The 24,245-nt window shown below is 53.0% G+C and carries 23 protein-coding genes and 1 rRNA gene; 9 read left to right on the top strand and 15 right to left on the bottom strand.

The features are described 5' to 3' along the window. Positions 1 to 10 precede the first annotated feature (10 nt). Both OGV80_RS05720 and gmhB read right to left on the bottom strand, forming a co-directional pair. A 16S ribosomal RNA gene (locus OGV80_RS05720) occupies positions 11 to 1,550 on the bottom strand. 366 nt (positions 1,551 to 1,916) lie between these two features. After that, positions 1,917 to 2,483 carry a D-glycero-beta-D-manno-heptose 1,7-bisphosphate 7-phosphatase gene (gene gmhB, locus OGV80_RS05715; RefSeq protein ID WP_043018506.1) on the bottom strand — a complete coding sequence of 189 codons (567 nt, stop codon included), beginning with the start codon at positions 2,481 to 2,483 and terminating at the stop codon, positions 1,917 to 1,919. Positions 2,484 to 2,672: 189 nt separating this feature from the next. Between gmhB and metN the strand changes: the two genes are divergently transcribed. The 7 genes from metN to OGV80_RS05680 all read left to right on the top strand — a co-directional run bounded on the left by metN (position 2,673) and on the right by OGV80_RS05680 (position 9,145). Then, entirely contained in the window at positions 2,673 to 3,704 is a 1,032-nt protein-coding gene (gene metN / locus OGV80_RS05710; protein ID WP_043018505.1) for a methionine ABC transporter ATP-binding protein MetN, read from the top strand. Then, positions 3,697 to 4,350, top strand: a complete 654-nt coding sequence (locus OGV80_RS05705; RefSeq protein ID WP_003018471.1) for a methionine ABC transporter permease MetI — start codon at positions 3,697 to 3,699, stop codon at positions 4,348 to 4,350. The genes metN and OGV80_RS05705 overlap by 8 nt, the downstream gene beginning before the upstream one ends. Before the next feature lie 44 nt (positions 4,351 to 4,394). Then, positions 4,395 to 5,210, top strand: a complete 816-nt coding sequence (gene metQ / locus OGV80_RS05700) for a methionine ABC transporter substrate-binding lipoprotein MetQ (RefSeq protein ID WP_006686809.1) — start codon at positions 4,395 to 4,397, stop codon at positions 5,208 to 5,210. A gap of 116 nt (positions 5,211 to 5,326) precedes the next feature. Further along, on the top strand, positions 5,327 to 5,731 hold the full coding sequence (gene rcsF, locus OGV80_RS05695) for an envelope stress sensor lipoprotein RcsF (protein ID WP_043018504.1): 405 nt from the start codon (positions 5,327 to 5,329) through the stop codon (positions 5,729 to 5,731). After that, the gene (gene tsaA / locus OGV80_RS05690; protein WP_043018503.1) at positions 5,728 to 6,435 is read left to right on the top strand and encodes a tRNA (N6-threonylcarbamoyladenosine(37)-N6)-methyltransferase TrmO; all 708 of its coding nucleotides are present in this window, start codon (positions 5,728 to 5,730) and stop codon (positions 6,433 to 6,435) included. The genes rcsF and tsaA overlap by 4 nt, the downstream gene beginning before the upstream one ends. Positions 6,436 to 6,548: 113 nt before the next feature. Then, positions 6,549 to 8,267: a proline--tRNA ligase gene (proS, locus tag OGV80_RS05685; RefSeq protein WP_043018502.1), complete on the top strand. Its 1,719-nt coding sequence runs from the start codon at positions 6,549 to 6,551 to the stop codon at positions 8,265 to 8,267. Positions 8,268 to 8,320: 53 nt separating this feature from the next. Then, a complete protein-coding gene (locus tag OGV80_RS05680) occupies positions 8,321 to 9,145 on the top strand; it encodes a YaeF family permuted papain-like enzyme (protein ID WP_043018501.1) in 825 nt (274 codons plus the stop codon). 66 nt (positions 9,146 to 9,211) lie between these two features. Here OGV80_RS05680 and nlpE read toward each other — a convergent pair whose 3' ends face one another. The 3 genes from nlpE to OGV80_RS05665 are packed head-to-tail and all read right to left on the bottom strand — an operon-like array spanning position 9,212 to position 10,908. After that, positions 9,212 to 9,913, bottom strand: coding sequence for an envelope stress response activation lipoprotein NlpE (gene nlpE, locus OGV80_RS05675; protein WP_087051038.1), 702 nt, complete (start codon positions 9,911 to 9,913; stop codon positions 9,212 to 9,214). 30 nt (positions 9,914 to 9,943) lie between these two features. Beyond that, positions 9,944 to 10,366, bottom strand: coding sequence for an alternative ribosome rescue aminoacyl-tRNA hydrolase ArfB (gene arfB, locus OGV80_RS05670; protein ID WP_047406060.1), 423 nt, complete (start codon positions 10,364 to 10,366; stop codon positions 9,944 to 9,946). Next, on the bottom strand, positions 10,366 to 10,908 hold the full coding sequence (locus OGV80_RS05665) for a YaeQ family protein (protein WP_079937026.1): 543 nt from the start codon (positions 10,906 to 10,908) through the stop codon (positions 10,366 to 10,368). Before OGV80_RS05665 ends, arfB begins: the two co-directional genes overlap by 1 nt. A gap of 188 nt (positions 10,909 to 11,096) precedes the next feature. On the opposite strand from OGV80_RS05665, the gene OGV80_RS05660 reads away from it, so the two are divergent. After that, positions 11,097 to 11,297, top strand: a complete 201-nt coding sequence (locus OGV80_RS05660) for a YaeP family protein (RefSeq protein WP_003018499.1) — start codon at positions 11,097 to 11,099, stop codon at positions 11,295 to 11,297. Next, positions 11,284 to 11,544, top strand: coding sequence for a Rho-binding antiterminator (gene rof / locus OGV80_RS05655; RefSeq protein WP_003018503.1), 261 nt, complete (start codon positions 11,284 to 11,286; stop codon positions 11,542 to 11,544). The genes OGV80_RS05660 and rof overlap by 14 nt, the downstream gene beginning before the upstream one ends. 53 nt (positions 11,545 to 11,597) lie before the next feature. On the opposite strand, the gene tilS is transcribed toward rof, so the two are convergent. The 10 genes from tilS to lpxD all read right to left on the bottom strand — a co-directional run bounded on the left by tilS (position 11,598) and on the right by lpxD (position 24,242). Next, positions 11,598 to 12,890, bottom strand: coding sequence for a tRNA lysidine(34) synthetase TilS (tilS, locus tag OGV80_RS05650; RefSeq protein WP_286513994.1), 1,293 nt, complete (start codon positions 12,888 to 12,890; stop codon positions 11,598 to 11,600). Between the two features lie 61 nt (positions 12,891 to 12,951). After that, on the bottom strand, positions 12,952 to 13,341 hold the full coding sequence (locus tag OGV80_RS05645) for a VOC family protein (protein WP_043018497.1): 390 nt from the start codon (positions 13,339 to 13,341) through the stop codon (positions 12,952 to 12,954). Positions 13,342 to 13,395: 54 nt separating this feature from the next. After that, entirely contained in the window at positions 13,396 to 15,546 is a 2,151-nt protein-coding gene (ldcC, locus tag OGV80_RS05640; RefSeq protein ID WP_087052151.1) for a lysine decarboxylase LdcC, read from the bottom strand. 99 nt (positions 15,547 to 15,645) lie between these two features. After that, a complete protein-coding gene (gene accA, locus OGV80_RS05635) occupies positions 15,646 to 16,605 on the bottom strand; it encodes an acetyl-CoA carboxylase carboxyl transferase subunit alpha (protein ID WP_043018495.1) in 960 nt (319 codons plus the stop codon). A 12-nt stretch (positions 16,606 to 16,617) separates the two neighbouring features. Continuing rightward, entirely contained in the window at positions 16,618 to 20,100 is a 3,483-nt protein-coding gene (gene dnaE, locus OGV80_RS05630; protein WP_286513988.1) for a DNA polymerase III subunit alpha, read from the bottom strand. Positions 20,101 to 20,124: 24 nt separating this feature from the next. Next, entirely contained in the window at positions 20,125 to 20,721 is a 597-nt protein-coding gene (rnhB, locus tag OGV80_RS05625) for a ribonuclease HII (protein ID WP_047406069.1), read from the bottom strand. Further along, positions 20,718 to 21,866: a lipid-A-disaccharide synthase gene (gene lpxB / locus OGV80_RS05620; protein WP_286513985.1), complete on the bottom strand. Its 1,149-nt coding sequence runs from the start codon at positions 21,864 to 21,866 to the stop codon at positions 20,718 to 20,720. Before lpxB ends, rnhB begins: the two co-directional genes overlap by 4 nt. Continuing rightward, entirely contained in the window at positions 21,866 to 22,654 is a 789-nt protein-coding gene (gene lpxA, locus OGV80_RS05615) for an acyl-ACP--UDP-N-acetylglucosamine O-acyltransferase (RefSeq protein ID WP_047406073.1), read from the bottom strand. Before lpxA ends, lpxB begins: the two co-directional genes overlap by 1 nt. Before the next feature lie 3 nt (positions 22,655 to 22,657). After that, entirely contained in the window at positions 22,658 to 23,113 is a 456-nt protein-coding gene (fabZ, locus tag OGV80_RS05610) for a 3-hydroxyacyl-ACP dehydratase FabZ (protein ID WP_003018528.1), read from the bottom strand. 103 nt (positions 23,114 to 23,216) lie between these two features. Then, entirely contained in the window at positions 23,217 to 24,242 is a 1,026-nt protein-coding gene (lpxD, locus tag OGV80_RS05605; protein ID WP_043018491.1) for a UDP-3-O-(3-hydroxymyristoyl)glucosamine N-acyltransferase, read from the bottom strand. Between the last annotated feature and the right edge of the window lie 3 nt (positions 24,243 to 24,245).

Below are 24,245 nucleotides of genomic sequence, written 5' to 3'. Positions count from 1 at the left end.
TTCTTTAAGGTAAGGAGGTGATCCAACCGCAGGTTCCCCTACGGTTACCTTGTTACGACTTCACCCCAGTCATGAATCACAAAGTGGTAAGCGCCCTCCCGAAGGTTAAGCTACCTACTTCTTTTGCAACCCACTCCCATGGTGTGACGGGCGGTGTGTACAAGGCCCGGGAACGTATTCACCGTGGCATTCTGATCCACGATTACTAGCGATTCCGACTTCATGGAGTCGAGTTGCAGACTCCAATCCGGACTACGACATACTTTATGAGGTCCGCTTGCTCTCGCGAGGTCGCTTCTCTTTGTATATGCCATTGTAGCACGTGTGTAGCCCTACTCGTAAGGGCCATGATGACTTGACGTCATCCCCACCTTCCTCCAGTTTATCACTGGCAGTCTCCTTTGAGTTCCCGGCCTAACCGCTGGCAACAAAGGATAAGGGTTGCGCTCGTTGCGGGACTTAACCCAACATTTCACAACACGAGCTGACGACAGCCATGCAGCACCTGTCTCAGAGTTCCCGAAGGCACCAAAGCATCTCTGCTAAGTTCTCTGGATGTCAAGAGTAGGTAAGGTTCTTCGCGTTGCATCGAATTAAACCACATGCTCCACCGCTTGTGCGGGCCCCCGTCAATTCATTTGAGTTTTAACCTTGCGGCCGTACTCCCCAGGCGGTCGACTTAACGCGTTAGCTCCGGAAGCCACGCCTCAAGGGCACAACCTCCAAGTCGACATCGTTTACGGCGTGGACTACCAGGGTATCTAATCCTGTTTGCTCCCCACGCTTTCGCACCTGAGCGTCAGTCTTTGTCCAGGGGGCCGCCTTCGCCACCGGTATTCCTCCAGATCTCTACGCATTTCACCGCTACACCTGGAATTCTACCCCCCTCTACAAGACTCTAGCCTGCCAGTTTCGGATGCAGTTCCCAGGTTGAGCCCGGGGATTTCACATCCGACTTGACAGACCGCCTGCGTGCGCTTTACGCCCAGTAATTCCGATTAACGCTTGCACCCTCCGTATTACCGCGGCTGCTGGCACGGAGTTAGCCGGTGCTTCTTCTGCGAGTAACGTCAATCACTAAGGTTATTAACCTTAATGCCTTCCTCCTCGCTGAAAGTACTTTACAACCCGAAGGCCTTCTTCATACACGCGGCATGGCTGCATCAGGCTTGCGCCCATTGTGCAATATTCCCCACTGCTGCCTCCCGTAGGAGTCTGGACCGTGTCTCAGTTCCAGTGTGGCTGGTCATCCTCTCAGACCAGCTAGGGATCGTCGCCTAGGTGAGCCGTTACCCCACCTACTAGCTAATCCCATCTGGGCACATCCGATGGCAAGAGGCCCGAAGGTCCCCCTCTTTGGTCTTGCGACGTTATGCGGTATTAGCTACCGTTTCCAGTAGTTATCCCCCTCCATCGGGCAGTTTCCCAGACATTACTCACCCGTCCGCCACTCGTCACCCGAGAGCAAGCTCTCTGTGCTACCGTTCGACTTGCATGTGTTAGGCCTGCCGCCAGCGTTCAATCTGAGCCATGATCAAACTCTTCAATTTAAGTTTGATGCTCGTGAATTAAACTTCGTAATGAATTACGTATGTTCACTCAGAGACTTGGTATTCATTTTTCGTCTTGCGACGTTAAGAATCCGTATCTTCGAGTGCCCACACAGATTGTCTGATAAATTGTTAAAGAGCAGTTGCGACGCGCTTTAGCGCTCTGTCGCGAGGTGGCGTATATTACGCTTTCCTCTTTCAGAGTCAACCCTGAATCTCAGAATTTTTCTCTTCAATCAACCGGCTGTTTGTGTGAAGTGACTCACATCTGCCGTGTCGATGGAGGCGCATTATAGGGAGTCGACTCAGGAAGACAAGCGGAAAAATGCATTTTTGTTTCAACCGCTCACCTTTTATCCATTACGCTTACTTTTGCTGCTTTTTTATTGCCATTGGCAAGTCTGCCAGACTGTTTATGACCAAATCTGCCGCATTTTCTGCTTCCGGGGTAACAGGTTTACCCGTGCGCACCAGTACCCTGGTGCCAACATTCGCAGCCGCCGCCGCCTGCATATCTTCTATTTTGTCGCCTACCATATAAGAAGCGGCCATATCGATGTGCAGGAAGTCTCGGGCGGAGATCAACATTCCAGGATGCGGTTTACGGCAGTCGCAGACCTGACGATATTCTTCTACAGTTCCTTGCGGATGATGTGGGCAATAGTAGATACCATCCAGATCAACGTCGCGATCCGCCAGCGACCAGTCCATCCATTCGGTCAACGTTTCAAACTGTGCCTCAGTAAATTTACCGCGAGCGATACCAGACTGGTTGGTCACGACGATCAGTGCGTAACCCATGCTTTTAAGTTCACGCATGGCATCAATAACGCCGTCGATAAACTCGAACTCGTCAATCTCATGTACGTAACCATGGTCCACATTAATGGTGCCGTCACGGTCGAGAAAAATTGCGGGTACAGATTTTGCCACCTTTTATAGCTCCTGAATAAGGCATGTGGCTCTAGTATCGCATGTTTCGGCGGGCAAGAAAGTGCTCATCGTGCAAAGCTAGATTGATTTAGACGTCTGGATGCCTTAACATCCATCTTGTTGACGGCTTCGACCGTACCAGACAGACGAAAATGCCACGGCTAACTTAATTACGATAATAAATAACCAATGATTAAACTTTCGAATATCACCAAAGTGTTCCTGCAGGGGACTCGCACCATTCAGGCGCTTAATAACGTTAGCCTGCACGTTCCTGCCGGGCAGATTTATGGCGTCATTGGCGCCTCGGGTGCCGGTAAAAGTACGCTCATCCGCTGCGTTAACTTACTTGAACGCCCTACCGAAGGCAGCGTTCAGGTTGGCGGTCAGGAGCTGACGACGCTTTCTGAGTCAGAACTGACTAAAGCTCGCCGTCAAATCGGCATGATTTTCCAGCACTTTAACCTGCTCTCGTCCCGTACCGTGTTTGGCAACGTCGCGCTGCCGCTGGAACTGGATAACACGCCAAAGGAAGAGATCAAACGCCGTGTAACAGAGTTGCTTGATTTAGTCGGTCTTGGCGACAAGCACGATAGCTATCCGGCCAACCTTTCCGGTGGACAAAAACAACGTGTGGCGATCGCCCGTGCGTTGGCAAGTAATCCCAAGGTGCTGCTGTGCGATGAAGCCACCAGCGCACTCGATCCGGCAACAACCCGTTCGATTCTGGAATTATTGAAAGACATTAACCGTCGCCTGGGACTCACCATTCTGCTGATTACCCACGAGATGGACGTTGTAAAACGTATTTGTGACTGCGTGGCGGTCATCAGTAATGGTGAACTGATTGAGCAGGACACCGTCAGTGAAGTGTTCTCACACCCGAAAACGCCGCTGGCACAGAAATTTATCCAGTCCACGCTGCACCTGGATATTCCGGAAGATTATCTGGAACGTTTAAAAGCGGAGCCGGAAGCCGACAGCGTGCCGATGCTGCGTATGGAATTCACCGGTCATTCGGTCGATGCACCATTACTCTCTGAGACGGCCCGTCGCTTTAATGTGAATAACAACATTATTAGTGCGCAGATGGATTATGCCGGCGGCGTGAAGTTCGGCATCATGCTGACTGAAATGCACGGCACACAAGAAGATACACAAGCGGCCATTAACTGGTTGCAGGAACACCATGTAAAAGTAGAGGTACTGGGTTATGTCTGAGCCGATGATGTGGCTGCTGGTTCGCGGCGTATGGGAAACGCTGGCAATGACCTTTGTGTCCGGTTTTTTTGGTTTTGTGATTGGCCTGCCAGTTGGCGTGTTGCTGTACGTAACCCGCCCTGGGCAAATCATTGAGAACGCGAAGCTCTATCGTACGCTCTCTGCGCTAGTGAACATTTTCCGTTCCATCCCATTTATCATCTTGCTGGTGTGGATGATTCCGTTCACCCGCATGATCGTGGGTACCTCTATCGGGCTGCAGGCCGCTATCGTCCCGCTGACCGTTGGCGCCGCGCCTTTTATCGCCCGTATGGTGGAAAACGCACTGCTCGAAATCCCGACCGGGCTGATTGAAGCCTCGCGTGCAATGGGCGCTACTCCGCTGCAGATTGTGCGTAAGGTATTACTGCCAGAAGCACTGCCAGGACTGGTAAATGCGGCCACCATCACCCTCATCACGCTGGTTGGTTACTCGGCGATGGGCGGTGCCGTCGGTGCAGGTGGTCTTGGACAGATTGGTTATCAGTACGGCTATATTGGTTACAACGCTACCGTAATGAATACAGTACTGGTATTGCTCGTCGTTCTGGTTTATTTAATTCAGTTATCCGGCGATCGTATCGTTCGGGCTGTCACGCACAAATAACGTTGCACACAACACTAAAAACTCATTAAGAAAAGGAAATAAGCATGGCGTTCAAATTCAAAACCTTTGCGGCAGTTGGAGCCCTGATCGGTTCTCTGGCACTTGTGGGTTGCGGTCAGGATGAAAAAGATCCTAACCACATCAAAGTGGGCGTTATTGTTGGCGCAGAGCAGCAGGTTGCAGAAGTCGCGCAGAAAGTGGCTAAAGAAAAATACGGTCTGGACGTTGAGCTGGTCACGTTTAACGATTACGTTCTGCCTAACGAAGCGCTGAGCAAAGGCGATATCGATGCTAACGCCTTCCAGCACAAACCGTACCTGGATCAGCAGATCAAAGATCGCGGTTACAAACTGGTTGCCGCAGGTAATACTTTTGTTTACCCGATTGCGGGTTACTCCAAAAAAATCAAATCATTGGATGAGCTGCAGGAAGGTTCTCAGGTCGCGATTCCAAACGACCCGACTAACCTTGGCCGTTCCTTGCTGCTGCTGCAAAAAGTGGGCTTAATCAAACTGAAAGACGGTGTTGGCCTGCTGCCGACCGCACTGGACGTGATTGAAAACCCGAAAAACCTGAAGCTGGTTGAACTGGAAGCGCCGCAGCTGCCGCGTTCTCTGGACGATGCGCAAATCGCCCTGGCGGTCATCAACACCACCTACGCCAGCCAGATCGGCCTGACCCCGGCAAAAGACGGTATCTTTGTTGAAGATAAAGATTCTCCGTACGTAAACCTGATCGTGACTCGTGAAGACAATAAAGATGCTGAGAACGTGAAGAAATTCGTTCAGGCATACCAGTCTGATGAAGTGTACGAAGCAGCAAACAAAGTCTTCAACGGCGGTGCTGTTAAGGGCTGGTAATTTTAGGCTGTTTACAGAATCTGTAATATCATCAGGACGGGCGCTTGCCCGTCTTGTCATTTATGCAAGCACCTGATTCAATATCTGACGTTTAGATCATTCATTGAGGAAATATTATGCGTGCTTTACCGATCTGTTTAGTAGCACTCATGCTGAGCGGCTGTTCTATGTTAAGCAGATCCCCTGTTGAACCCGTTCAAAGCACCGCTACCCCGCCTAAAGCGGAGCCGGAAAAACCAAAAGCACCGCGCGCGACGCCGGTAAGAATCATTACTAACGCTGAAGATTTAGTGGGTAAACCGTTCCGCGATCTCGGCGAAGTTAGCGGCGAATCCTGCCAGGCATCCAACCAGGATTCCCCTCCGAGCATTCCAACCGCACGCAAACGCATGCAGATTAACGCCTCTAAAATGAAAGCGAATGCGGTATTGCTGCACAGTTGCGAAGTGACCAGCGGAACGCCGGGTTGCTATCGCCAGGCGGTTTGCATCGGTTCTGCACTGAACATTTCGGCGAAATGAGCCATTTTCAGTTCGAGCAAATAGGCGTTATCCGCTCACCCTATAAAGAAAAGTTCGCCGTGCCACGCCAGCCAGGTCTGGTGAAAAGCGCCAGCGGTGAACTGCATTTGCTCGCACCTTATAACCAGGCCGATGCCGTTCGCGGCCTGGAAGCCTTCAGCCATTTGTGGGTGATTTTTGTTTTTCACCAGACGATGGAAGGTGGATGGCGTCCAACCGTGCGCCCTCCCCGTCTGGGCGGCAACGCCAGAATGGGTGTTTTCGCCACGCGTTCAACGTTTCGCCCTAACCCTGTTGGCATGTCATTGGTTGAGCTGCGGGGCATCCGCTGCCATAAAGAGCACGTCATCCTCGAGCTTGGCGGGCTGGATCTTGTTGATGGCACGCCAGTAGTGGATATCAAACCGTATCTGCCGTTTGCCGAATCGCTGCCTGATGCTCGCGCCAGCTATGCTCAGGACGCGCCGCAGGCCAGTGTAGATGTGACGTTCAGTAAAGAGCTCACTGAGCAGCTATTAAAGCTCGAACAACGTTACCCGCATCTTCGTCAGTTTATTGCCGAAGTGCTGGCGCAGGATCCACGCCCTGCCTACCGCAAAAACGAGGAAGAAGGCAAAACCTACGCCGTCTGGCTGCTGGACTTTAACGTTCGCTGGCGCGTCACGCCGTCAGGATTTGAGGTCTTTGCGCTGGAAGCCCGCTAATTTGCGTCGCCTACTCTTTTGACATCCCTTTCTCGCTGGTAAACTAAACCACTTTTGTTTTGTGCCAGGCTCATTTTGAGCCTGTTCGATCGTTCAACTGGAACCGTAACAACATGCGTACTAGCCAATATTTGCTCTCCACTCTGAAGGAGACACCTGCCGACGCCGAGGTCATCAGCCACCAGCTGATGTTGCGCGCCGGGATGATCCGCAAGCTGGCCTCCGGGTTATATACCTGGCTGCCGACCGGCGTGCGCGTCCTGAAAAAAGTCGAAAACATCGTGCGTGAAGAGATGAATAACGCCGGTGCGATCGAGGTGTTGATGCCGGTCGTTCAGCCTTCTGAACTGTGGGAAGAGAGCGGCCGTTGGGAACAATATGGTCCGGAACTGCTGCGTATTGCTGACCGTGGCGATCGTCCGTTCGTACTCGGCCCAACGCATGAAGAAGTGATCACCGACCTGATCCGTAACGAGCTGAGCTCCTACAAACAGCTGCCGCTGAACTTCTATCAGATCCAGACCAAATTCCGTGACGAAGTCCGTCCGCGCTTCGGCGTGATGCGTTCCCGCGAATTCCTGATGAAAGATGCCTACTCTTTCCACACCTCTCAGGAATCCCTGCAGGAAACCTACGACGCGATGTACGCCGCGTACAGCAAAATCTTCAGCCGTATGGGTCTTGATTTCCGTGCGGTACAAGCGGATACCGGTTCTATCGGCGGCAGCGCCTCTCACGAATTCCAGGTGCTGGCGCAGAGCGGTGAAGACGATGTGATCTTCTCCGACTCCTCCGACTATGCAGCAAACATCGAATTCGCCGAAGCCGTGGCGCCGAAAGAGCCGCGTGCGGCAGCAACCCAGGAAATGACGCTGGTCGATACGCCGAACGCTAAAACCATCGCCGAGTTGGTTGAGCAGTTCAACCTGCCTATCGAAAAAACCGTGAAAACCCTGCTGGTGAAAGCGGTTGAAGGCAGCAGCTACCCGCTGGTTGCGTTGCTGGTTCGTGGCGATCACGAGCTGAACGAAGTCAAAGCGGAAAAACTGCCGCAGGTTGCCAGCCCGCTGACCTTCGCCACCGAAGAAGAAATTCGTGCGCTGGTAAAAGCAGGTCCAGGATCGCTGGGGCCAGTGAACATGCCGATTCCTGTGGTTATCGACCGTACCGTTGCGGTAATGAGTGATTTTGCCGCCGGTGCCAACATCGACGGTAAACACTATTTCGGTATCAACTGGGATCGCGACGTGGCTACGCCAGAAGTTGCTGATATTCGTAACGTCGTCGCCGGCGACCCAAGCCCGGATGGCAAAGGTACGCTGATGATCAAACGCGGTATCGAAGTGGGCCACATCTTCCAGCTGGGGACCAAGTACTCTGAAGCGATGAAAGCCGCCGTTCAGGGCGAAGATGGCCGTAACCAAACGCTGACCATGGGCTGCTACGGTATCGGGGTTACTCGCGTGGTGGCTGCCGCTATTGAGCAAAACTTTGACGATCGCGGCATTGTATGGCCAGACGCTATCGCCCCGTTCCAGGTGGCGATTCTGCCAATGAACATGCACAAGTCCTACCGTGTGCAGGAGCTGGCTGAGAAGCTGTATGCTGAGCTGCGCGCGCAGGGTATTGAAGTACTGATGGACGATCGTAAAGAGCGTCCGGGCGTGATGTTTGCCGATATGGAACTGATCGGTATTCCACACACTATCGTGCTGGGCGACCGTAACCTCGACAACGACGATATCGAATACAAATACCGTCGTAACGGCGAGAAAGAGCTGATTAAAACCGGCGACATCGTCGACTTCCTGGTCAAAGCCATTAAAGGCTAATACCGACAAAAGGCCCTGATTATCAGGGCCTTTTTTTACATGGATTGTATAAAATGGCTAAACCAGCGGCGTATTATCGCCTGCTCTTCCCCTTCTTTTTTCTGCTTTCAGCCTGCACGCTTGACGTCAGTCAACAGAATTCATCTGCAACCGCCGTCGATGCCCAGGCAAAAAAATGGGCGATAAAATTCCAGCGACAAAGCTCCTTTACTGCTAAGGCATTGCATGAGATTACAGATACCGAACTCAAGCCTGGCGATCTGTTATTTTCTTCTAGCCTTGGGGTTACCTCATTCAGTATCCGCGCGTTCAGTACTTCTTCTGTCAGCCATGTTGCCGTTTATCTGGGTAATAATGAAGTTGCAGAAGCAACCGGGGCGGGCGTGCAAATCGTTTCTCTTGAGCAGGTGGAAAAGCACAGCGATAAGCTTTTTGCCCTGAGGGTCCCCGACCTCACTCCACTGCAGGCCGAAGAAATCAAAATATTTGCCTATAAAATCAAGGACAGCGGCTATAACTATCGCGGCATCGCAGAATTTATTCCGTTTATGATGACCAGGCAAATATGTTCGTTAAATCCTTTCTCAGAGGATTTTCGCCAGCAGTGCGTCAGCGGACTGGCGAAAGCACAACTGAGCAATGCCAGCGAGGGAGAAAAGAAGGCGTGGTTTTGCTCCGAATTCGTGACTGATGCGTTTGCCAAAGCCGGGCACCCGCTAACGATGGCGCAGTCGGGTTGGATTAGCCCTTCCGACCTGATGCATATGCGCGAAGGCGACATTTCCGCGTTTAAGTCTGAAACGAAGCTGCAGTATGTCGGCCACCTGAAGTTAGGTATTTATATCAAAACGAGTCGTTTTGTTGGATTGATCCGATAAAACCTTATCAGCCGAAAACAGGAAAACTGTCCGGGAAATCACCGGACAGTTTTTATAAGCGACAGATTAATTTTCGCAACTCTGCCCAGGGATAAACTTAATTTCTTTATCCGCTATTAACGTTTTCACGGGCGCGCCCGTATCCGGATTTGCTTCCATCGTGAAGTGCCCTTCCACTGTGAGCAGCACCGCCTTATCCGTTGCGCCACGCGCAACCAGATAATCTCGCTCCAGTTGTGCATTGTTCGCGACAGAAACACGCTTACCCGTTGTGCAGTCGGTAAAGATTGCGGCATCCGCCATATAGAAATACATCCCCCGCATCGGCATTGGCGTCACCGGTAAGCTGGCGGAAACCGGTTGGAGCGTGTAGTTGAACTGTGACTCAATCGGGTTACCTTCACGATCGAGCATCTCCAGCGCTTCACCTTTTGCCCGGTAGTACGACTTTTCACCTTTGCTGTCAGTCAGCACCAGTTTGTCGGCAGTGCGCGCCCATGTACCATAAGAGGCAAAAGAGGACGGTTCATCCCGCACGCCCTGATAGCGTTCGTTCATCACCCATGTGCCGTCTTTTTCCAGGAACAGAGAAGTTTCAATTCCTTCGCAGTCCGCGCAAGGCAAAATACCACGCCAGCTTTGCTGCATCGGTTTTAATTCTGCCGCCCGCGTCGGCTGTAGTACTTCGACTTCAGTACGGTTGTTACAGCCGATCAAGGAAAAAAGCGTACATGCAGCGACTACGGACAATATTGCTGTTTTCACTATGAATTCCTTATAAATTTTTATTCCTGCTCGTCAGTCTTGTGTTCGACGAACTCTCCCGCGCAGTGCTTTCACTGTGGACTTTTGCGCCTTCGATGACAACCTGCGCTCTTTCGAGGCGCGCGTAGGGCGAGTTGCCTGTCGGCTTTTTTGCACTGCGGTTAATTCTTTTATTACCGCGACCAGTCGGGCGATTGCCGCTTCCCGATTAAGCTCCTGGCTACGGTATTCCTGCGCCTTAATGATAATCACGCCATCACCGCTAATCAGATGATGGCTGGCGGCAAGCAGTCGTTCCTTATAATACTCTGGCAGGCCAGAGGCCCGAATGTCAAAGCGCAAATGGATAGCCGTCGAGGTCTTGTTAACGTGCTGACCGCCCGCGCCCTGCGCCCGAATCGCCGTGATTTCCAGCTCATTGTCAGGGATAGAGACGTTTCGGGAGATAACAATCATTAACGCGGCTGCCACGCGGTCAGATGAATTTCCAGATTGTTCTGAGAGTCAGACAACCAGATAGCGCCGTCCTGGATAGTCGCCTGCAGCGCCATTGTACGACCAGCAAAATCACTCAGTTGCGCCAGTTGTTCATCATCCAGATACCACACGGTCAGATTTTTAAACTGCGCGCACTTGTTCTGGTTTTGCTGCCACCAGATCTGGGCCGCACGGCTGTTGTAAGCAAACAGGGCAACCTCACCAGACTGGGTACAGGCTTTTTTAATACGGCGCTCATCCGGCAAACCCAGCTCAATCCAGAGATCAATGCCCAGATGGTCGTTACGCAGCCATGCTTCAGGCTCGTCTTCCGCGCTCAGGCCACGCGTGAACTGCAGCCGTTCATCGGCATATTTAATCCATGCCAGCAGGCGCAGCATCATGCGCTCCTGGGTTTCAGAGGGGTGACGCGCCAGCGTCAAGGCCGCGTCAAGGAACTGGTTGCGGTCGAGATCCGCTACGTTGACAACGGCTTTATAAATTGTCGCTTTAAGCGCCATGAGAGAACTCCTTTCGAATCAGGCGCACATTGTAGCGAAAACTGCGGCAAAAGGCTGCTAACTGCTCCTCTATCAAGGCGCTGATATTGCTTGAATGAGTATGGTATAGTCACCTTGCTAAACAGAGTTTATCTTCGTAGGCTTAGACTTGCATCCACGGTTAAGTCAGAATGCTGACAGGAGGGCATGTGGAAAAATATTGTGAGTTAATACGCAAGCGGTACGCGGAAATCGCCAGCGGAGACTTAGGGTATATCCCGGATGCGCTGGGTTGCGTATTGAAGGTGCTTAATGAAGTGGCGGCAGACAGCGCCCTTCCAGAGTCGGTCAGGGAAAAAGCGGCGTATGCTGCCGCGAACTTACTGGTGAGCGATTATGTCAATGAATGAAACGTATCAACCCATCAACTGCGATGATTACGACAATCTTGAACTCGCCTGCCAGCACCATTTGTTACTGACGCTGGCGCTAAAAGATGGCGAAGTTTTGCAGGCGAAGGCGAATGACCTGGTTTCGCGTAAAAACGTGGAATATCTGGTCGCCGATGTCGCGGGTGAAACCCGGGAGCTTCGTCTCGACAAAATTGCCAGCTTCAGCCACCCGCAAATCGGTACCGTGGTGGTCAGCGAATCTTAACTTTCTTGTACCTTATCAGGCCTAAATGACCAGGCCTGATAAGCGCAGCGCCATCAGGCATGCCAAACCAGACTCACACCAGCCCCATCTTCCGCTATACCCTCACGCGTCACAAAAACACCCGAAGCCGCTATCAGCGTTTCGCCATAAAACAACAGCGGCGTGGTATCTCGACGCCAGGGTGGGATCCCCTGCTCCTGCCAGATTTTCTTTAATTTACGTCCACCGTTACGCCCGACAATATGCAATACGCCTGGCGCTTTAAAACGAATGCTGACGGCTTCATCCGCTTGTGGCATACGCAATTCACCAGCAGAGATGAGCTGCACAGAGCCTAACCCAACTGGCAGCGTCAACGGCGTTTCCCAGCATGGCCACGGAATGACGGTTTCACTTTGCCCATCGACCGGTTTGACCCACCATAGCTGTGACTGATAGCGACGGACCTCGTATTCTCCAAGTCGAAAACAGGGAGAAGCATCTTCCCGCGCCAGCGCCACTTCCTGCCAGATACGTTCCAGTCCATCACGGGAAGGCATCGGCGCATTTAACCCCGCCAGCCAGCGACGAAGCAGAGCGGCACGCCGTACGCCGCTCATTGTCATTAACGGCGTCAGTAACAGTGTGCCCTGGACAGTCACACATTGCGCTAAATCGTTGGCCAGCAGTTCATCCAGTAAACTTTCCTGCTCGGCGCACAGCGCGGCGCTGCGGGCAACGGCTTGCGCGAAGTGCGGCCAGCGCTGTTGCAGTTGCGGGATAACGCGCAGACGCAGGAAATTGCGATCGTAGGCATCATCCTGATTACTTTCATCTTCGATCCAGCATAATTCATGCTGCCGCGCCCATGTTTCAAGCGCCTCTCGCGTTTGCGCCAGCAACGGTCGAATCAGTTGGGTTCCGGCGAACGGTGAGTTTTCGCCCATGGCAGAAAGTCCGGCAGGACCGCTGCCGCGCTTAAGCGCCAGCAGAAAGGTTTCACACTGGTCATCGAGATGCTGGGCGGTCATCAGCACCTCGCCCGGTAGTAAGGTCTGCGCAAATGCCTGATAGCGCGCGCGTCGCGCCTGAGCTTCGATGCCCAGACCCTCATCCTCAAGATGGACTCGTTCAACCACCAGCGGCACCTGCCACTGCGCACATACCGACTCACAGTGCTGCACCCATCTGTCTGCCTGCGGGCTTAATCCGTGATGAATATGGATTGCGCGTAAAGCGAGCTCAGGATTTTGCGCTCGCCACAGCACCAGTTGATGCAGCAGTACGGTAGAGTCCAGCCCGCCGCTAAAGGCGACCAGAATCGATTGAAAATTCAGCAGTGAAGTGTTCAGCGTGAGTGTCGTCATGATGGTTACTTACAAGGGCATTGCCCGGCACGTTACCGGGCTAACGCCACAATGACAAGCCTTACAGCTCGTACAGTTCGAGCGGTAATCCGTCAGGATCGTTAAAAAACGTAAAGCGTTTGCCGGTAAACGGATCGATACGCACGGATTCGCACTTCACGTGGTGAGCTTCCAGATGCGCAATCGCTTTTTCCACGTCGTCCACGCTGAACGCCAGATGGCGTAAACCGCAGGCTTCCGGTCGACTCGGGCGGCAAGGTGGAAACGGAAAAGAAAAAAGCTCAATCACATAATGACCGTTCAATGCCAGATCGCCTTTCCACGAGTCACGTTCTTCCCGGTAGGCTTCGCTGATTAGCGTAAAGCCCAGCACATCGCAGTAAAATGCCTTACTCGCCGCGTAGTCCGTCGCAATGATAGCAATATGGTGAACCTGTTTTAATCCCAGCATAGGGTCATCGCCTCTTTCGTTTTTCTGTCAGCACGTTACTCGTACGTAATAGGTTCACGCAAGCCGTTCGGCCGATTTTAGGACTCTCACGCGATACACGCCGTCCTCACCCAGTTTAGCGCCATGAATATCGGTTTCAAATCCAGGATAATGCTGGCCCACTGAACACAACATCAGCAGAAAATCGAGTACAGCGCGGCTATTGGCAGTGATCATTTCCCCAGGCATCAGGAGCGGCACGCCGGGAGGATAAGGCAGGATCATATTGGCGGAAATGCGCCCTACCAGTTGATCAAGCGCGACAGTTTCAACCTCACCTTTGATCTGCCGCTGCCAGGCCTGGTGCGGCGTCATTTTCATCTCCGGTAAGGTATCAAATGCCCGCAGCATCAGCCCGGAGAGATCGTGTTGACGGATGAGCTTATGGATCCCCTGCGCCAGATCCTGAATACGCATATTGCGATAGAAATCGGGATCCTCGGCATACAGATCCGGCAGCATATTTTTCACGCGTAAATTCAGATCGTACGAGCGCTTAAATTCCGTCAGGCCGCGCAACAGCCCCATCGCCCGGGTTTTATCAATGCCGATACTGAACAGGAATAACAGATTATACGGTCCTGTTTTCTCGACAACGACGCCGCGTTCATCAAGGAATTTCGCCACCAGCGCGGCAGGAATCCCCTCTTCACTCATATTTCCCTGTTCATCCATCCCCGGCGTCAGAATCGTGACCTTCACCGGATCGAGGAACATATGGTCGGCGTCAGCATCAACAAATCCGTGCCAGTCTTCACCAGGCGCTACTGGCCAGCACTCCGCTTCATCTACCTTTTCCGGCTGCCAGATATCAAAGAACCAGCCATCTGATTCTTCACGTAGCCGCTGCACTTCTTTGCGGAAGTGCAGTGCTCGCTCCACCGAACGATTGATTAACCGCTTGCCTGAATTGCCACGCAGCATTGCCGCCGCCGTTTCTATCGACGCCACTATCGGGTAGCTCGGAGACGTGGAGGTATGCATCATAAAGGCTTCGTTGAACGTGTCTTCGTCGTAATCGCCCTTAATGTGGATCAGAGAAGCTTGTGACAACGCCGCCAACATCTTGTGGGTGGACTGGGTCTCAAAAATCACCTTTCCCGGTACCCGTTCACCGCTCATCCCGCTTTTCCCCTGATAGATCGGATGAAAATGGGTATACGGCACCCAGGCAGAATCAAAATGGATGGAGGGCACATCCAGGGTTTGCTTGATCCAGTTGGTGTTATACAGCAGGCCGTCATAGGTGGAGTTGGTGATCACCGCATGTACCGGCCATTGCGCCTGAGGGGTCTCTTCTACCTTGCGTTCAATACTTACGCGGGTAAATTCCCGGCGGGGTATACCGCCCAGGATCCCCAGCGCGTTACGCGTAGGCTTCAGCCAGATGGGCACGACATCGTTCATCATCAGCAAATGCGCCAGCGACTTATGGCAGTTGCGGTCGATCAGCAGCGTACTGCCTGCAGGCGCGGCGTACATGCCAACAATCTTGTTCGACGTCGAGGTGCCGTTGGTCACCATATAGCTCTGCTCGGCGCCAAAAGTGCGCGCAATATACTCCTCCGCTTCCAGATGCGGCCCGGTATGATCCAGCAACGAGCCCAGCTCGGTCACAGAAATTGACACGTCGGCTTTCAGCGTATTGCCGCCAAAGAAATCATAGAACAGGCAGCCGACCGGGCTTTTCTGATACGCCGTTCCCGCCATGTGTCCGGGCGTGCAGAAGGTATACTTTCCTTCCTTCACATAGGTAAACAGCGCTTTGGTGAAAGGAGGCGTGATGTTATCGAGGTATTCGCTGGTGTACTGGCGAATGCGGGTGGCAATGTCCTCAGACTGGCCCAGCGCATACTCAAAAAACCACAGCGCCATGCGCAGGTCGTGCGCGCTGACATCCATCGTCGAATGGGTATTAATAAAGGCGTAGAGCGGGAGATACTCGTTGAGCTGGTTGATATCACTGCACAGCTCCAGGCTGTATTCATCCCAGTCAAAAATGACGCCGCAAATTCGCGGGTTGTGTTCGATAAACTTCAGCAGGTCGACGCTGTTCTGCGGCCAGATAATCTGAAACCCCTGCTGTTGCAGCGCACGCTCAAGTTCCTTGATGGGCTCATCTTTATAAAAGACGCCATGCGGTCCCATGATGGCAATGATATTCATGCGTTCCTCCTGGAAAAACCTTAGTTAATCATAGCCTGGCCAAACCACAGGTAAAAAAAAGGGCCACAGCATAGTGGCCCTTTTCAGAATTAATGCAGTTTACGCGTAACCGTAGCTCATCAGACGCTGGTAACGACGGTTTTTCAAATCTTCTTTGCCTAACACGTCGAGGTCGGCGAGATCGGCCAGCAGCTGTGCCTTCAGGGACGCAGCCATGACTTCCGGGTTGCGGTGCGCGCCGCCCAGCGGTTCCGGGATGATAGAGTCGATAAGCTTCAGCTCTTTCAGACGCGGCGCGATAATCCCCATCGCTTCTGCGGCCAGCGGCGCTTTGTCGGCGCTTTTCCACAGAATGGAGGCGCAACCTTCCGGGGAGATAACGGAATAGGTGCTGTATTGCAGCATGTTCACTTTATCGCCTACGCCGATCGCCAGCGCGCCGCCGGAACCACCTTCACCGATGACGGTGCAGATTACCGGTACGCTCAGACGCGACATTTCACGCAGGTTGCGTGCGATCGCTTCAGACTGACCACGCTCTTCCGCGCCCACGCCCGGGTAAGCCCCTGGGGTATCGATGAAGGTAATGATCGGCATATTGAAACGCTCGGCCATTTCCATCAGACGCAGCGCTTTGCGATAGCCTTCCGGCGCTGGCATGCCGAAATTGCGACGGATTTTTTCTTTGGTCTCACGGCCTTTCTGATGACCAATAATCATCACCGGACGGCCATCCAGACGCGCGATGCCGCCGACAATAGCTTTATCATCCGCATAGGCACGATCGCCCGCCAGCTCATCAAATTCATCAAATGCCAGGCGGACATAATCCAGGGTGTACGGACGCTGTGGATGGCGCGCCAGTTGGGCTACCTGCCATGCGCCGAGATCGGCGAAGATTTTACGCGTCAGTTCTACGCTTTTTTCACGCAGACGATGCACTTCTTCATCGATGTTAATATCCAGTTTCTCATCCTGACGGCTAACCGCAGTCAGAGAATCGATTTTTGCTTCCAGCTCTGCAATCGGCTGTTCAAAATCAAGGAAATTCAGACTCATAGTATTCCTGTATTAGTCAAACTCCAGTTCCACCTGCTCCGAACCAATAAGGCCACGGAGATCGTTTAGCAAACGATCGCTCGGAGAGACACGCCACGTTGCGCCAAAACGCAATCGCGCACGTGCATCCGCCCTCTGATAGTAGAGATGTACTGGAATTGTCCCCGAGCGGTGGGGTTCCAGAGACTGACGGAGTCGGTTTAAAAGCTGGTCATCAATTTGCCTGTCCGTCAGCGAGATAGCAAGCCCGCGAGCATATTTTTCCCGGGCTTCGTCAATATCCATGACTTCACGGGCCATCATTTTAAGCCCGCCGCTGAAGTCATCAAAGCTGACCTGTCCGCTGACGATAAGTATGCGGTCTTTTTCCAGCAATTGCTGGTATTTATCCAGGGCATCGGTAAACAACATAACTTCCAGACGCCCGGAACGGTCATCCAGGGTACAGATGCCGATACGATTGCCGCGCTTGGTGACCATTACCCGCGCAGCAATGACGAGCCCCGCAGCCGTGGTGACTTTACCACGTTCTGTCGGATGCATGTCTTTCAGCCTGTGGCCTCCAACATAGCGCTCAATTTCTTTTAGATACTGATTGATGGGGTGTCCCGTCAGGTAAAGCCCTAACGTTTCACGTTCCCCTTCTAATACCGCCTGCTCCGGCCATGGAGTACAGTTGGCATAAGACTGTTCAATTTGTTCCGGCTCTTCCGCCAGCACGCCAAACATATCAGCCTGACCAATAGCCTCGGCTTTCGCATGCTGATCGGCGGCTTTGAGCGCATCGTTGAGCGAATTCATCAACGCCGCGCGATGCGGTCCAAGGCGGTCGAACGCCCCGGACATGATTAACTTTTCCAGCACCCGACGGTTGAGTTTTTTGATATCCGTGCGGGCACAGAGATCAAACAGCTCGCGGAAATAACCGCCTTCGTTGCGCGCCTCAATAATAGCTTCAATTGGCCCTTCACCCACGCCTTTTATCGCGCCGATGCCGTAGACAATCTCACCATCATCATTCACGTGAAAATGATAAAGCCCGGAGTTGATATCCGGCGGCAGGATTTTGAGCCCCATACGCCAGCACTCATCCACCAGCCCGACCACTTTCTCGGTGTTATCCATATCGGCCGTCATTACTGCCGCCATAAACTCGGCTGGGTAATGCGCCTTCAGCCACAGCGTCTGGTAAGAGACCAACGCATAGGCAGCGGAGTGCGATTTGTTAAATCCGTAACCGGCGAATTTCTCCACCAGGTCAAAGATTTTCATCGCCAGTTCGCCATCGACGCCGCGCTTTTTCGCTCCTTCTTCAAAGGTGCCGCGCTGCTTAGCCATCTCTTCCGGCTTTTTCTTACCCATCGCACGACGCAGCATGTCCGCGCCGCCAAGGGTATATCCGGACAGCTCCTGGGCAATCTGCATAACCTGTTCCTGATACAGGATAATGCCGTAGGTCGGCTCCAGTACCGGTTTCAGACACTCATGCTGCCATTGTACATCCGGGTAGGAAATCTCTTCGCGACCATGCTTACGGTCGATAAAGTTATCTACCATCCCCGACTGCAGCGGACCAGGACGGAACAGGGCCACCAGTGCGATCATATCTTCGAAGCAGTCAGGCTGCAGACGTTTGATAAGATCTTTCATGCCGCGGGATTCAAGCTGGAATACCGCCGTGGTCTCCGAGCGTTGCAGCATATCGAAGCTTTTCTTGTCATCCAGCGGGATCGCGGCGATATCCAGCGGCGGCTCGCCGTTCTTTTCACGGCGCGCGTTGATCATTTCCAACGCCCAGTTGATGATGGTGAGCGTACGCAGACCAAGGAAGTCGAACTTCACAAGACCGGCATATTCCACGTCGTTCTTATCAAACTGAGTAACCGGGTGCAGCCCCTGTTCATCGCAGTATAGCGGCGCAAAATCGGTAATTTTGGTCGGCGCGATAACCACGCCACCGGCGTGCTTACCGGCGTTACGCGTGACGCCTTCCAGCTTACGCGCCATATCAATCAGCGCTTTAACCTCTTCATCTGCCTCATAGATTTCCGGCAGTTGGGGCTCGGCTTCAAAGGCTTTGGCCAGCGTCATGCCAGGATCGGGCGGCACCAGTTTCGAAATACGGTCAACGAAGCCGTACGGGTGACCGAGCACACGGCCCACGTCACGGATAACCGCCTTAGCCGCCATAGTACCGAAGGTAATAATCTGCGAAACCGCATCACGACCGTACATTTCTGCCACGTGCTCGATGACCTGGTCGCGTTTCTCCATACAGAAGTCAACGTCGAAGTCGGGCATTGAGACACGTTCCGGGTTCAGGAAACGTTCGAACAGCAGGTCAAATTCCAGCGGATCCAGATCGGTAATTTTCAGTGCATAGGCGACAAGCGAGCCGGCGCCGGAACCACGTCCCGGGCCTACCGGTACGCCGTTATCTTTCGACCACTGGATAAACTCCATAACGATCAGGAAGTAGCCTGGGAATCCCATCTGGTTGATAACTTTAAGTTCAATCTCCAGACGTTCGTCATAAGGCGGGCGCTTCTGCGCGCGAACTTCTGGGTCAGGGAACAAAAATTCCAGACGTTCTTCCAGACCTTCGCGTGATTTTGCCACGAGGAAATCCTCAGTGGTCATATCACCGGTCGGGAACTGCGGCAGGAAATACTCGCCCAGACGCACCGTCACATTACAACGTTTGGCTATCTCGACGGTGTTTTGCAGCGCTTCCGGAATATCCGAGAACAGCTCACACATCTCGTCTTCACTGCGCATATACTGCTGCGGTGAATAGTTACGCGGGCGTTTCGGGTCATCAAGGGTGAACCCGTCGTGGATTGCCACGCGGATTTCATGCGCGTCAAAATCACCGGTTTCAAGGAAGCGAACATCGTTGGTCGCCACCACCGGAAGACCACGCGTTTCAGCCAGTTCTACCGCGGCATGCAGATAATTCTCTTCATCTTGCCTGCCGGTGCGGATAAGTTCGAGGAAGTAGCAATTGGGAAAATGTTCTTCGTAAAACCCCACGCACTCATCAACCAGTGCGCTATTACCGCGCAGCAGGCTACGCCCGACGTCGCCCATGCGACCGCCGGAAAGCAAAATCAAACCTTCTTTAAGCTCGACCAGCCAGTCCCTGTCGATGACCGGCCCTTCTGCGCCATAACCACGCTGATAGGCTTTCGATATCAACAACGTCAGGTTCTGATAGCCGGTATTGTTTGCGGCCAGCACGGTGAGCTGTGTGAGTTCATCGCCCAACAGCTCGCTGCGGACATGAAAATCTGCGCCAACTATCGGCTTGATACCCGCACCGTGACCCGCTCCGTAAAACTTCACCAGACCACACAGGTTGGTAAAATCGGTGATCGCCAGCGCAGGCATGCCTAACGCGGCCGCCTTTTTCACCAGCGGCCCGGTTTTCGCCAGCCCATCGATCATGGAGTAGTCGCTGTGCACCCGCAGGTGGACGAAACGAGGTTCAGACATCTTCAGATTCCTTCGACACAAGAATCAGGACGTGAGTCCCAGTGCGCGTTTGACGGGGCCAAAACTACGGCGATGGTGCTCGGTTGCACCATGCATTGCCAACTTTTCCAGATGAAAAGCGGTTGGATAGCCTTTGTGCTGTGCAAAGCCATACTGCGGGAACACCGTATCCAGGGCCGCCATTTCAGCGTCACGGGTGACTTTTGCCAGTATCGACGCCGCGCTAATCTCCGCCACGCGGCTGTCGCCTTTGACCACCGCCATCGATGGCACCGGTAATGCCGGGCAACGATTGCCGTCAATCAGTACATATTCCGGCGCAATATGCAGACCCGCAACCGCACGCTGCATGGCCAGCATGGTGGCATGCAAAATATTCAGCTCGTCGATTTCATGCGGTTCTGCACGCCCCAGACTCCAGCTTAACGCTTTTTCTTTAATTTCATCAAACAGCGCCAGGCGACGTTTTTCTGACAGTTTTTTTGAGTCGTTAAGACCGATAATAGGGCGAGCCGGATCCAGAATGACGGCGGCGGTGACAACGGCGCCGACCAAAGGACCACGTCCAACTTCATCCACACCCGCCACTAAATGCGTATGTGGATACACAAACTCAATCATTGCGCTAACTCCAGGACCGCATCCGCCGCCTGCTCATCAGCATTGCAACGGATCTGCTGGTGCAATTCACGGAATGTGTCGTGCATTGCATGGCTGGTTTTACCATTCGCCAGCAACGGCAACAGCGCTTGCGACAGCGCCTGCGGTTCACACTCCTCCTGCAACAGCTCTTTAACCAGTTCTCTTCCCGCCAGCAGGTTAGGTAGCGAAACGTAGTCGGTCTTCACCAGACGCTTCGCCAGCCAGAAGGTGAAAGGTTTCATTCGGTAGCCAACCACCATCGGGCATTTTGCCAGCATACATTCCAGCGCGGCGGTACCTGAAGCCAGCAGTGCAGCATCGCTGGCCACCATTGCTTCACGTCCCATCCCGTTGAGCAGATGAACAGAAAGCTCCGGTGCTACTTCAGCTTTAATTCGCTCAAACTGCTCGCGACGTTTGGCATTCACCAACGGCACCACCACTTCGAGATCCGGGTAATGCTGACGTAACAGCTGCGCCGTTTTCAGAAAATCGGCACTGAGCATCTCCACTTCTGCGCCACGGCTTCCAGGCAATAGCGCCAGGCAGTGAGCGTCATGGGGAATGCCCAGAACATCGCGTGCCGCGTTTTTATCCGGATCCAACGGCATGGCATCCGCCATGGTATGACCGATAAAGCGGCACGGGACGTTAAATTTGTCATAAAACGCTTTTTCGAAAGGCAGAAAGGCCAGCACCATATTGGTGGATCTGCCTATTTTGAAAACGCGTTTCTGTCGCCAGGCCCACACAGAGGGGCTGACGTAATGAATGGTTTTAATGCCCTGCTTTTTCAGGTTCCCTTCAAGGGTAATGTTGAAGTCAGGCGCATCAATACCAACAAAAACATCCGGCTTTAAGTCGGCGAACCGGCGAGTAAGATCGGCGCGAATATGCAGTAAACGGCGCAGGCGTCCGAGCACTTCAACAATGCCCATTACCGCCAGCTCTTCCATTTCGTACCAGGCTTCACAGCCTTCGGCCTGCATCAGCGGACCCGCCACACCAACAAAACGCGCATTCGGAACGCGGGCCTTGAGCGCACGGATTAACCCTGCACCAAGAATATCGCCGGAGGTTTCTCCGGCGACGAGGGCAATCGTTAAAGGACGCTGCTCAGTCATTAACGAATCAGGCCACGCGTTGAGCGCTCAAAGAAGTCGCTGAAAGCCTGAACTTCGGGATACTGTTTCGCCAGTTCCGCGATTTCTGGTTTCACTTCTTCCAGCGTTTTACCACTACGGTACAACGCTTTGTAGGCGTTACGAATCGCGGTAATCGCTTCGCGGGTGAATCCACGACGCTTCAGACCTTCGATATTGACGCCAAACGGCGTCGCGTGGTTGCCCTGAGCGATAACGTATGGAGGCACGTCCTGGGCTACGCCAGAACAGCCGCCAACCATCACATGCGCGCCGATGATGCAGAACTGATGCACCGCAGTCATGCCGCCGATGATAACAAAATCATCAAGCGAAACATGTCCGGCAAGCGTGGCGTTATTCGCCAGAATACAGCGGTTGCCTACCGTACAATCATGCGCGACGTGCGCATTAATCATCAGTAAGTTATCGCTGCCCACCTTCGTCACTCCACCGCCCTGCACTGTGCCACGATGAATGGTGACGCTTTCGCGGATGCGGTTGCGATCGCCAATTTCCACGCGGGTCGGTTCGCCAGCATATTTCAGATCCTGGTTAACTTCGCCGATGGAGGCAAACTGATAGATCTCGTTATCGCGACCAATTTTTGTATGGCCATTCACGACAACGTGAGACTTCAGTACGGTACCCTCACCAATTTCAACATGGGGTCCAACAATACAAAATGGGCCAATATGAGCGTTAGCGCCAATGCTGGCGCCGTCTTCCACAATGGCGGTTGGGTGAATAAAGGCGGATTTATCAATCACGTATCAGGCCTCCCGGCTACGGGCACACATCATCGTTGCTTCGCACACAACTTTACCGTCGACCAGCGCAACCCCTTTAAAACGGGTCAGGCCACGGCGCGTTTTCTCGAAAGTCACTTCCATGATCATCTGATCGCCTGGCACGACAGGACGCTTAAAGCGCGCTTCGTCAATACCCGCGAAATAGTACAGTTCGCCTGGTTCCAGCTTTCCTACGCTTTTAAACGCGAGGATACCGGTGGCCTGCGCCATCGCTTCCAGAATCAGTACGCCTGGGAAAATAGGTTTACCCGGAAAGTGGCCCTGGAAGAAAGGCTCGTTAACGGATACATTTTTCACTGCGCGCAGAAAACGACCTTCTTCAAAATCCAGCACGCGGTCAACCAGCAGAAACGGAAAACGGTGCGGCAGAAGTTCTAAAATCTCTTCAATATGCAGAGTATGAGTGTTAGTAGTCAAAATACTCTTCCTGTCAAAATATACTAAAAGGCAATAATAACACGGCCTGTCGCAATCGTATGAATGGGACAGGCCGAAAAGTCAGACATGCAAAAAAGGTGTTTTAGTCTTGTTGATTAACCTTGCGCTCAATCGCTTTGAGACGCTTGCTCATATCATCAATATTCATCACCAGTGCAGCTGTTTTACGCCATACCTTGTTGGGCTGTAGCGGAATGCCTGAGGAATAGACGCCAGGTTCAGTGATAGGACGCATCACCATACCCATGCCAGTAACCGTGACTTTATCGCATATTTCCATATGCCCATTGATCACGCTGGCGCCGCCAATCATGCAGTAACGGCCAATCTTCAGGCTACCCGCCATAATGACGCCACCGGCTACCGCCGTATTGTCGCCAATCACAACGTTATGCGCAATCTGGCACTGGTTATCAATGATAACACCATTGCCGATCACAGTATCGTCCAGAGCACCACGGTCAATAGTGGTACAAGCGCCGATCTCGACGCGATCGCCGATAATCACCCGACCAAGTTGCGGGATCTTCACCCAGTTACCGCGATCGTTCGCGTAACCGAATCCATCAGATCCGACGACAGTACTGGACTGGATCAGGCAATTCTCACCGATCTGAATATCGTGGTAAATCGTCACATTCGCCCACAAGCGAGAACCTGCGCCGATTTTTGTATTTTTTCCGACGAAGCAGCCTGCGCCGATAACGACGTTATCGCCCAGTTCTACGCCAGACTCAATGACCGCATTTGCGCCCACAGAGACATTATTACCCAGCTTCGCCGTCGCATCGATCGCTGCACTCGGTGCAATGTTTTGTGCGGGCTGCGGCGTGGTATCTAAGATTTGCGCCATGCGTGCATAGGTCAGGTAGGGATTCTTCACTACCAGCGCTGCACACTTAGCAAAAGGAAGATCGTCCTGCGTCATCACAACGGCAGAGGCCTGGCATACGCCTAAGTGTTCACGGTACTTAGGATTCACCATGAACGTGATATTGCCAGTTTGCGCAGATTGCATGGACGCTACGCCGGTGATGACGATATCGCCATCACCGTGTAATTCTGCATCCAACTGCTCTGCTAAATCAGCCAGTCGAATTGAAGGCATTAC

Source organism: Citrobacter sp. Ce119, assembly GCF_030334525.1.
GTDB classification, from domain to species: Bacteria; Pseudomonadota; Gammaproteobacteria; order Enterobacterales; family Enterobacteriaceae; genus Citrobacter; species Citrobacter europaeus.
The sequence above is the reverse complement of the archived record's forward strand: the minus strand, read 5'-3'. Positions and strand labels throughout refer to the sequence as shown.

What these genes read in the sequence shown, in the direction of transcription:
- OGV80_RS05705 (WP_003018471.1), top strand. Translation starts at nt 3,697, where the DNA reads ATGTCTGAGCCGATGATGTGGCTGCTGGTTCGCGGCGTATGGGAAACG.
- rof (WP_003018503.1), top strand. Translation starts at nt 11,284, where the DNA reads ATGTCAATGAATGAAACGTATCAACCCATCAACTGCGATGATTACGAC.
- OGV80_RS05680 (WP_043018501.1), top strand. Translation starts at nt 8,321, where the DNA reads ATGGCTAAACCAGCGGCGTATTATCGCCTGCTCTTCCCCTTCTTTTTT.
- ldcC (WP_087052151.1), bottom strand. Translation starts at nt 15,546, where the DNA reads ATGAATATCATTGCCATCATGGGACCGCATGGCGTCTTTTATAAAGAT.
- tilS (WP_286513994.1), bottom strand. Translation starts at nt 12,890, where the DNA reads ATGACGACACTCACGCTGAACACTTCACTGCTGAATTTTCAATCGATT.
- accA (WP_043018495.1), bottom strand. Translation starts at nt 16,605, where the DNA reads ATGAGTCTGAATTTCCTTGATTTTGAACAGCCGATTGCAGAGCTGGAA.
- rnhB (WP_047406069.1), bottom strand. Translation starts at nt 20,721, where the DNA reads ATGATTGAGTTTGTGTATCCACATACGCATTTAGTGGCGGGTGTGGAT.
- arfB (WP_047406060.1), bottom strand. Translation starts at nt 10,366, where the DNA reads ATGATTGTTATCTCCCGAAACGTCTCTATCCCTGACAATGAGCTGGAA.
- tsaA (WP_043018503.1), top strand. Translation starts at nt 5,728, where the DNA reads ATGAGCCATTTTCAGTTCGAGCAAATAGGCGTTATCCGCTCACCCTAT.
- lpxB (WP_286513985.1), bottom strand. Translation starts at nt 21,866, where the DNA reads ATGACTGAGCAGCGTCCTTTAACGATTGCCCTCGTCGCCGGAGAAACC.
- dnaE (WP_286513988.1), bottom strand. Translation starts at nt 20,100, where the DNA reads ATGTCTGAACCTCGTTTCGTCCACCTGCGGGTGCACAGCGACTACTCC.
- metN (WP_043018505.1), top strand. Translation starts at nt 2,673, where the DNA reads ATGATTAAACTTTCGAATATCACCAAAGTGTTCCTGCAGGGGACTCGC.
- proS (WP_043018502.1), top strand. Translation starts at nt 6,549, where the DNA reads ATGCGTACTAGCCAATATTTGCTCTCCACTCTGAAGGAGACACCTGCC.
- lpxD (WP_043018491.1), bottom strand. Translation starts at nt 24,242, where the DNA reads ATGCCTTCAATTCGACTGGCTGATTTAGCAGAGCAGTTGGATGCAGAA.
- OGV80_RS05645 (WP_043018497.1), bottom strand. Translation starts at nt 13,341, where the DNA reads ATGCTGGGATTAAAACAGGTTCACCATATTGCTATCATTGCGACGGAC.
- OGV80_RS05665 (WP_079937026.1), bottom strand. Translation starts at nt 10,908, where the DNA reads ATGGCGCTTAAAGCGACAATTTATAAAGCCGTTGTCAACGTAGCGGAT.
- metQ (WP_006686809.1), top strand. Translation starts at nt 4,395, where the DNA reads ATGGCGTTCAAATTCAAAACCTTTGCGGCAGTTGGAGCCCTGATCGGT.
- rcsF (WP_043018504.1), top strand. Translation starts at nt 5,327, where the DNA reads ATGCGTGCTTTACCGATCTGTTTAGTAGCACTCATGCTGAGCGGCTGT.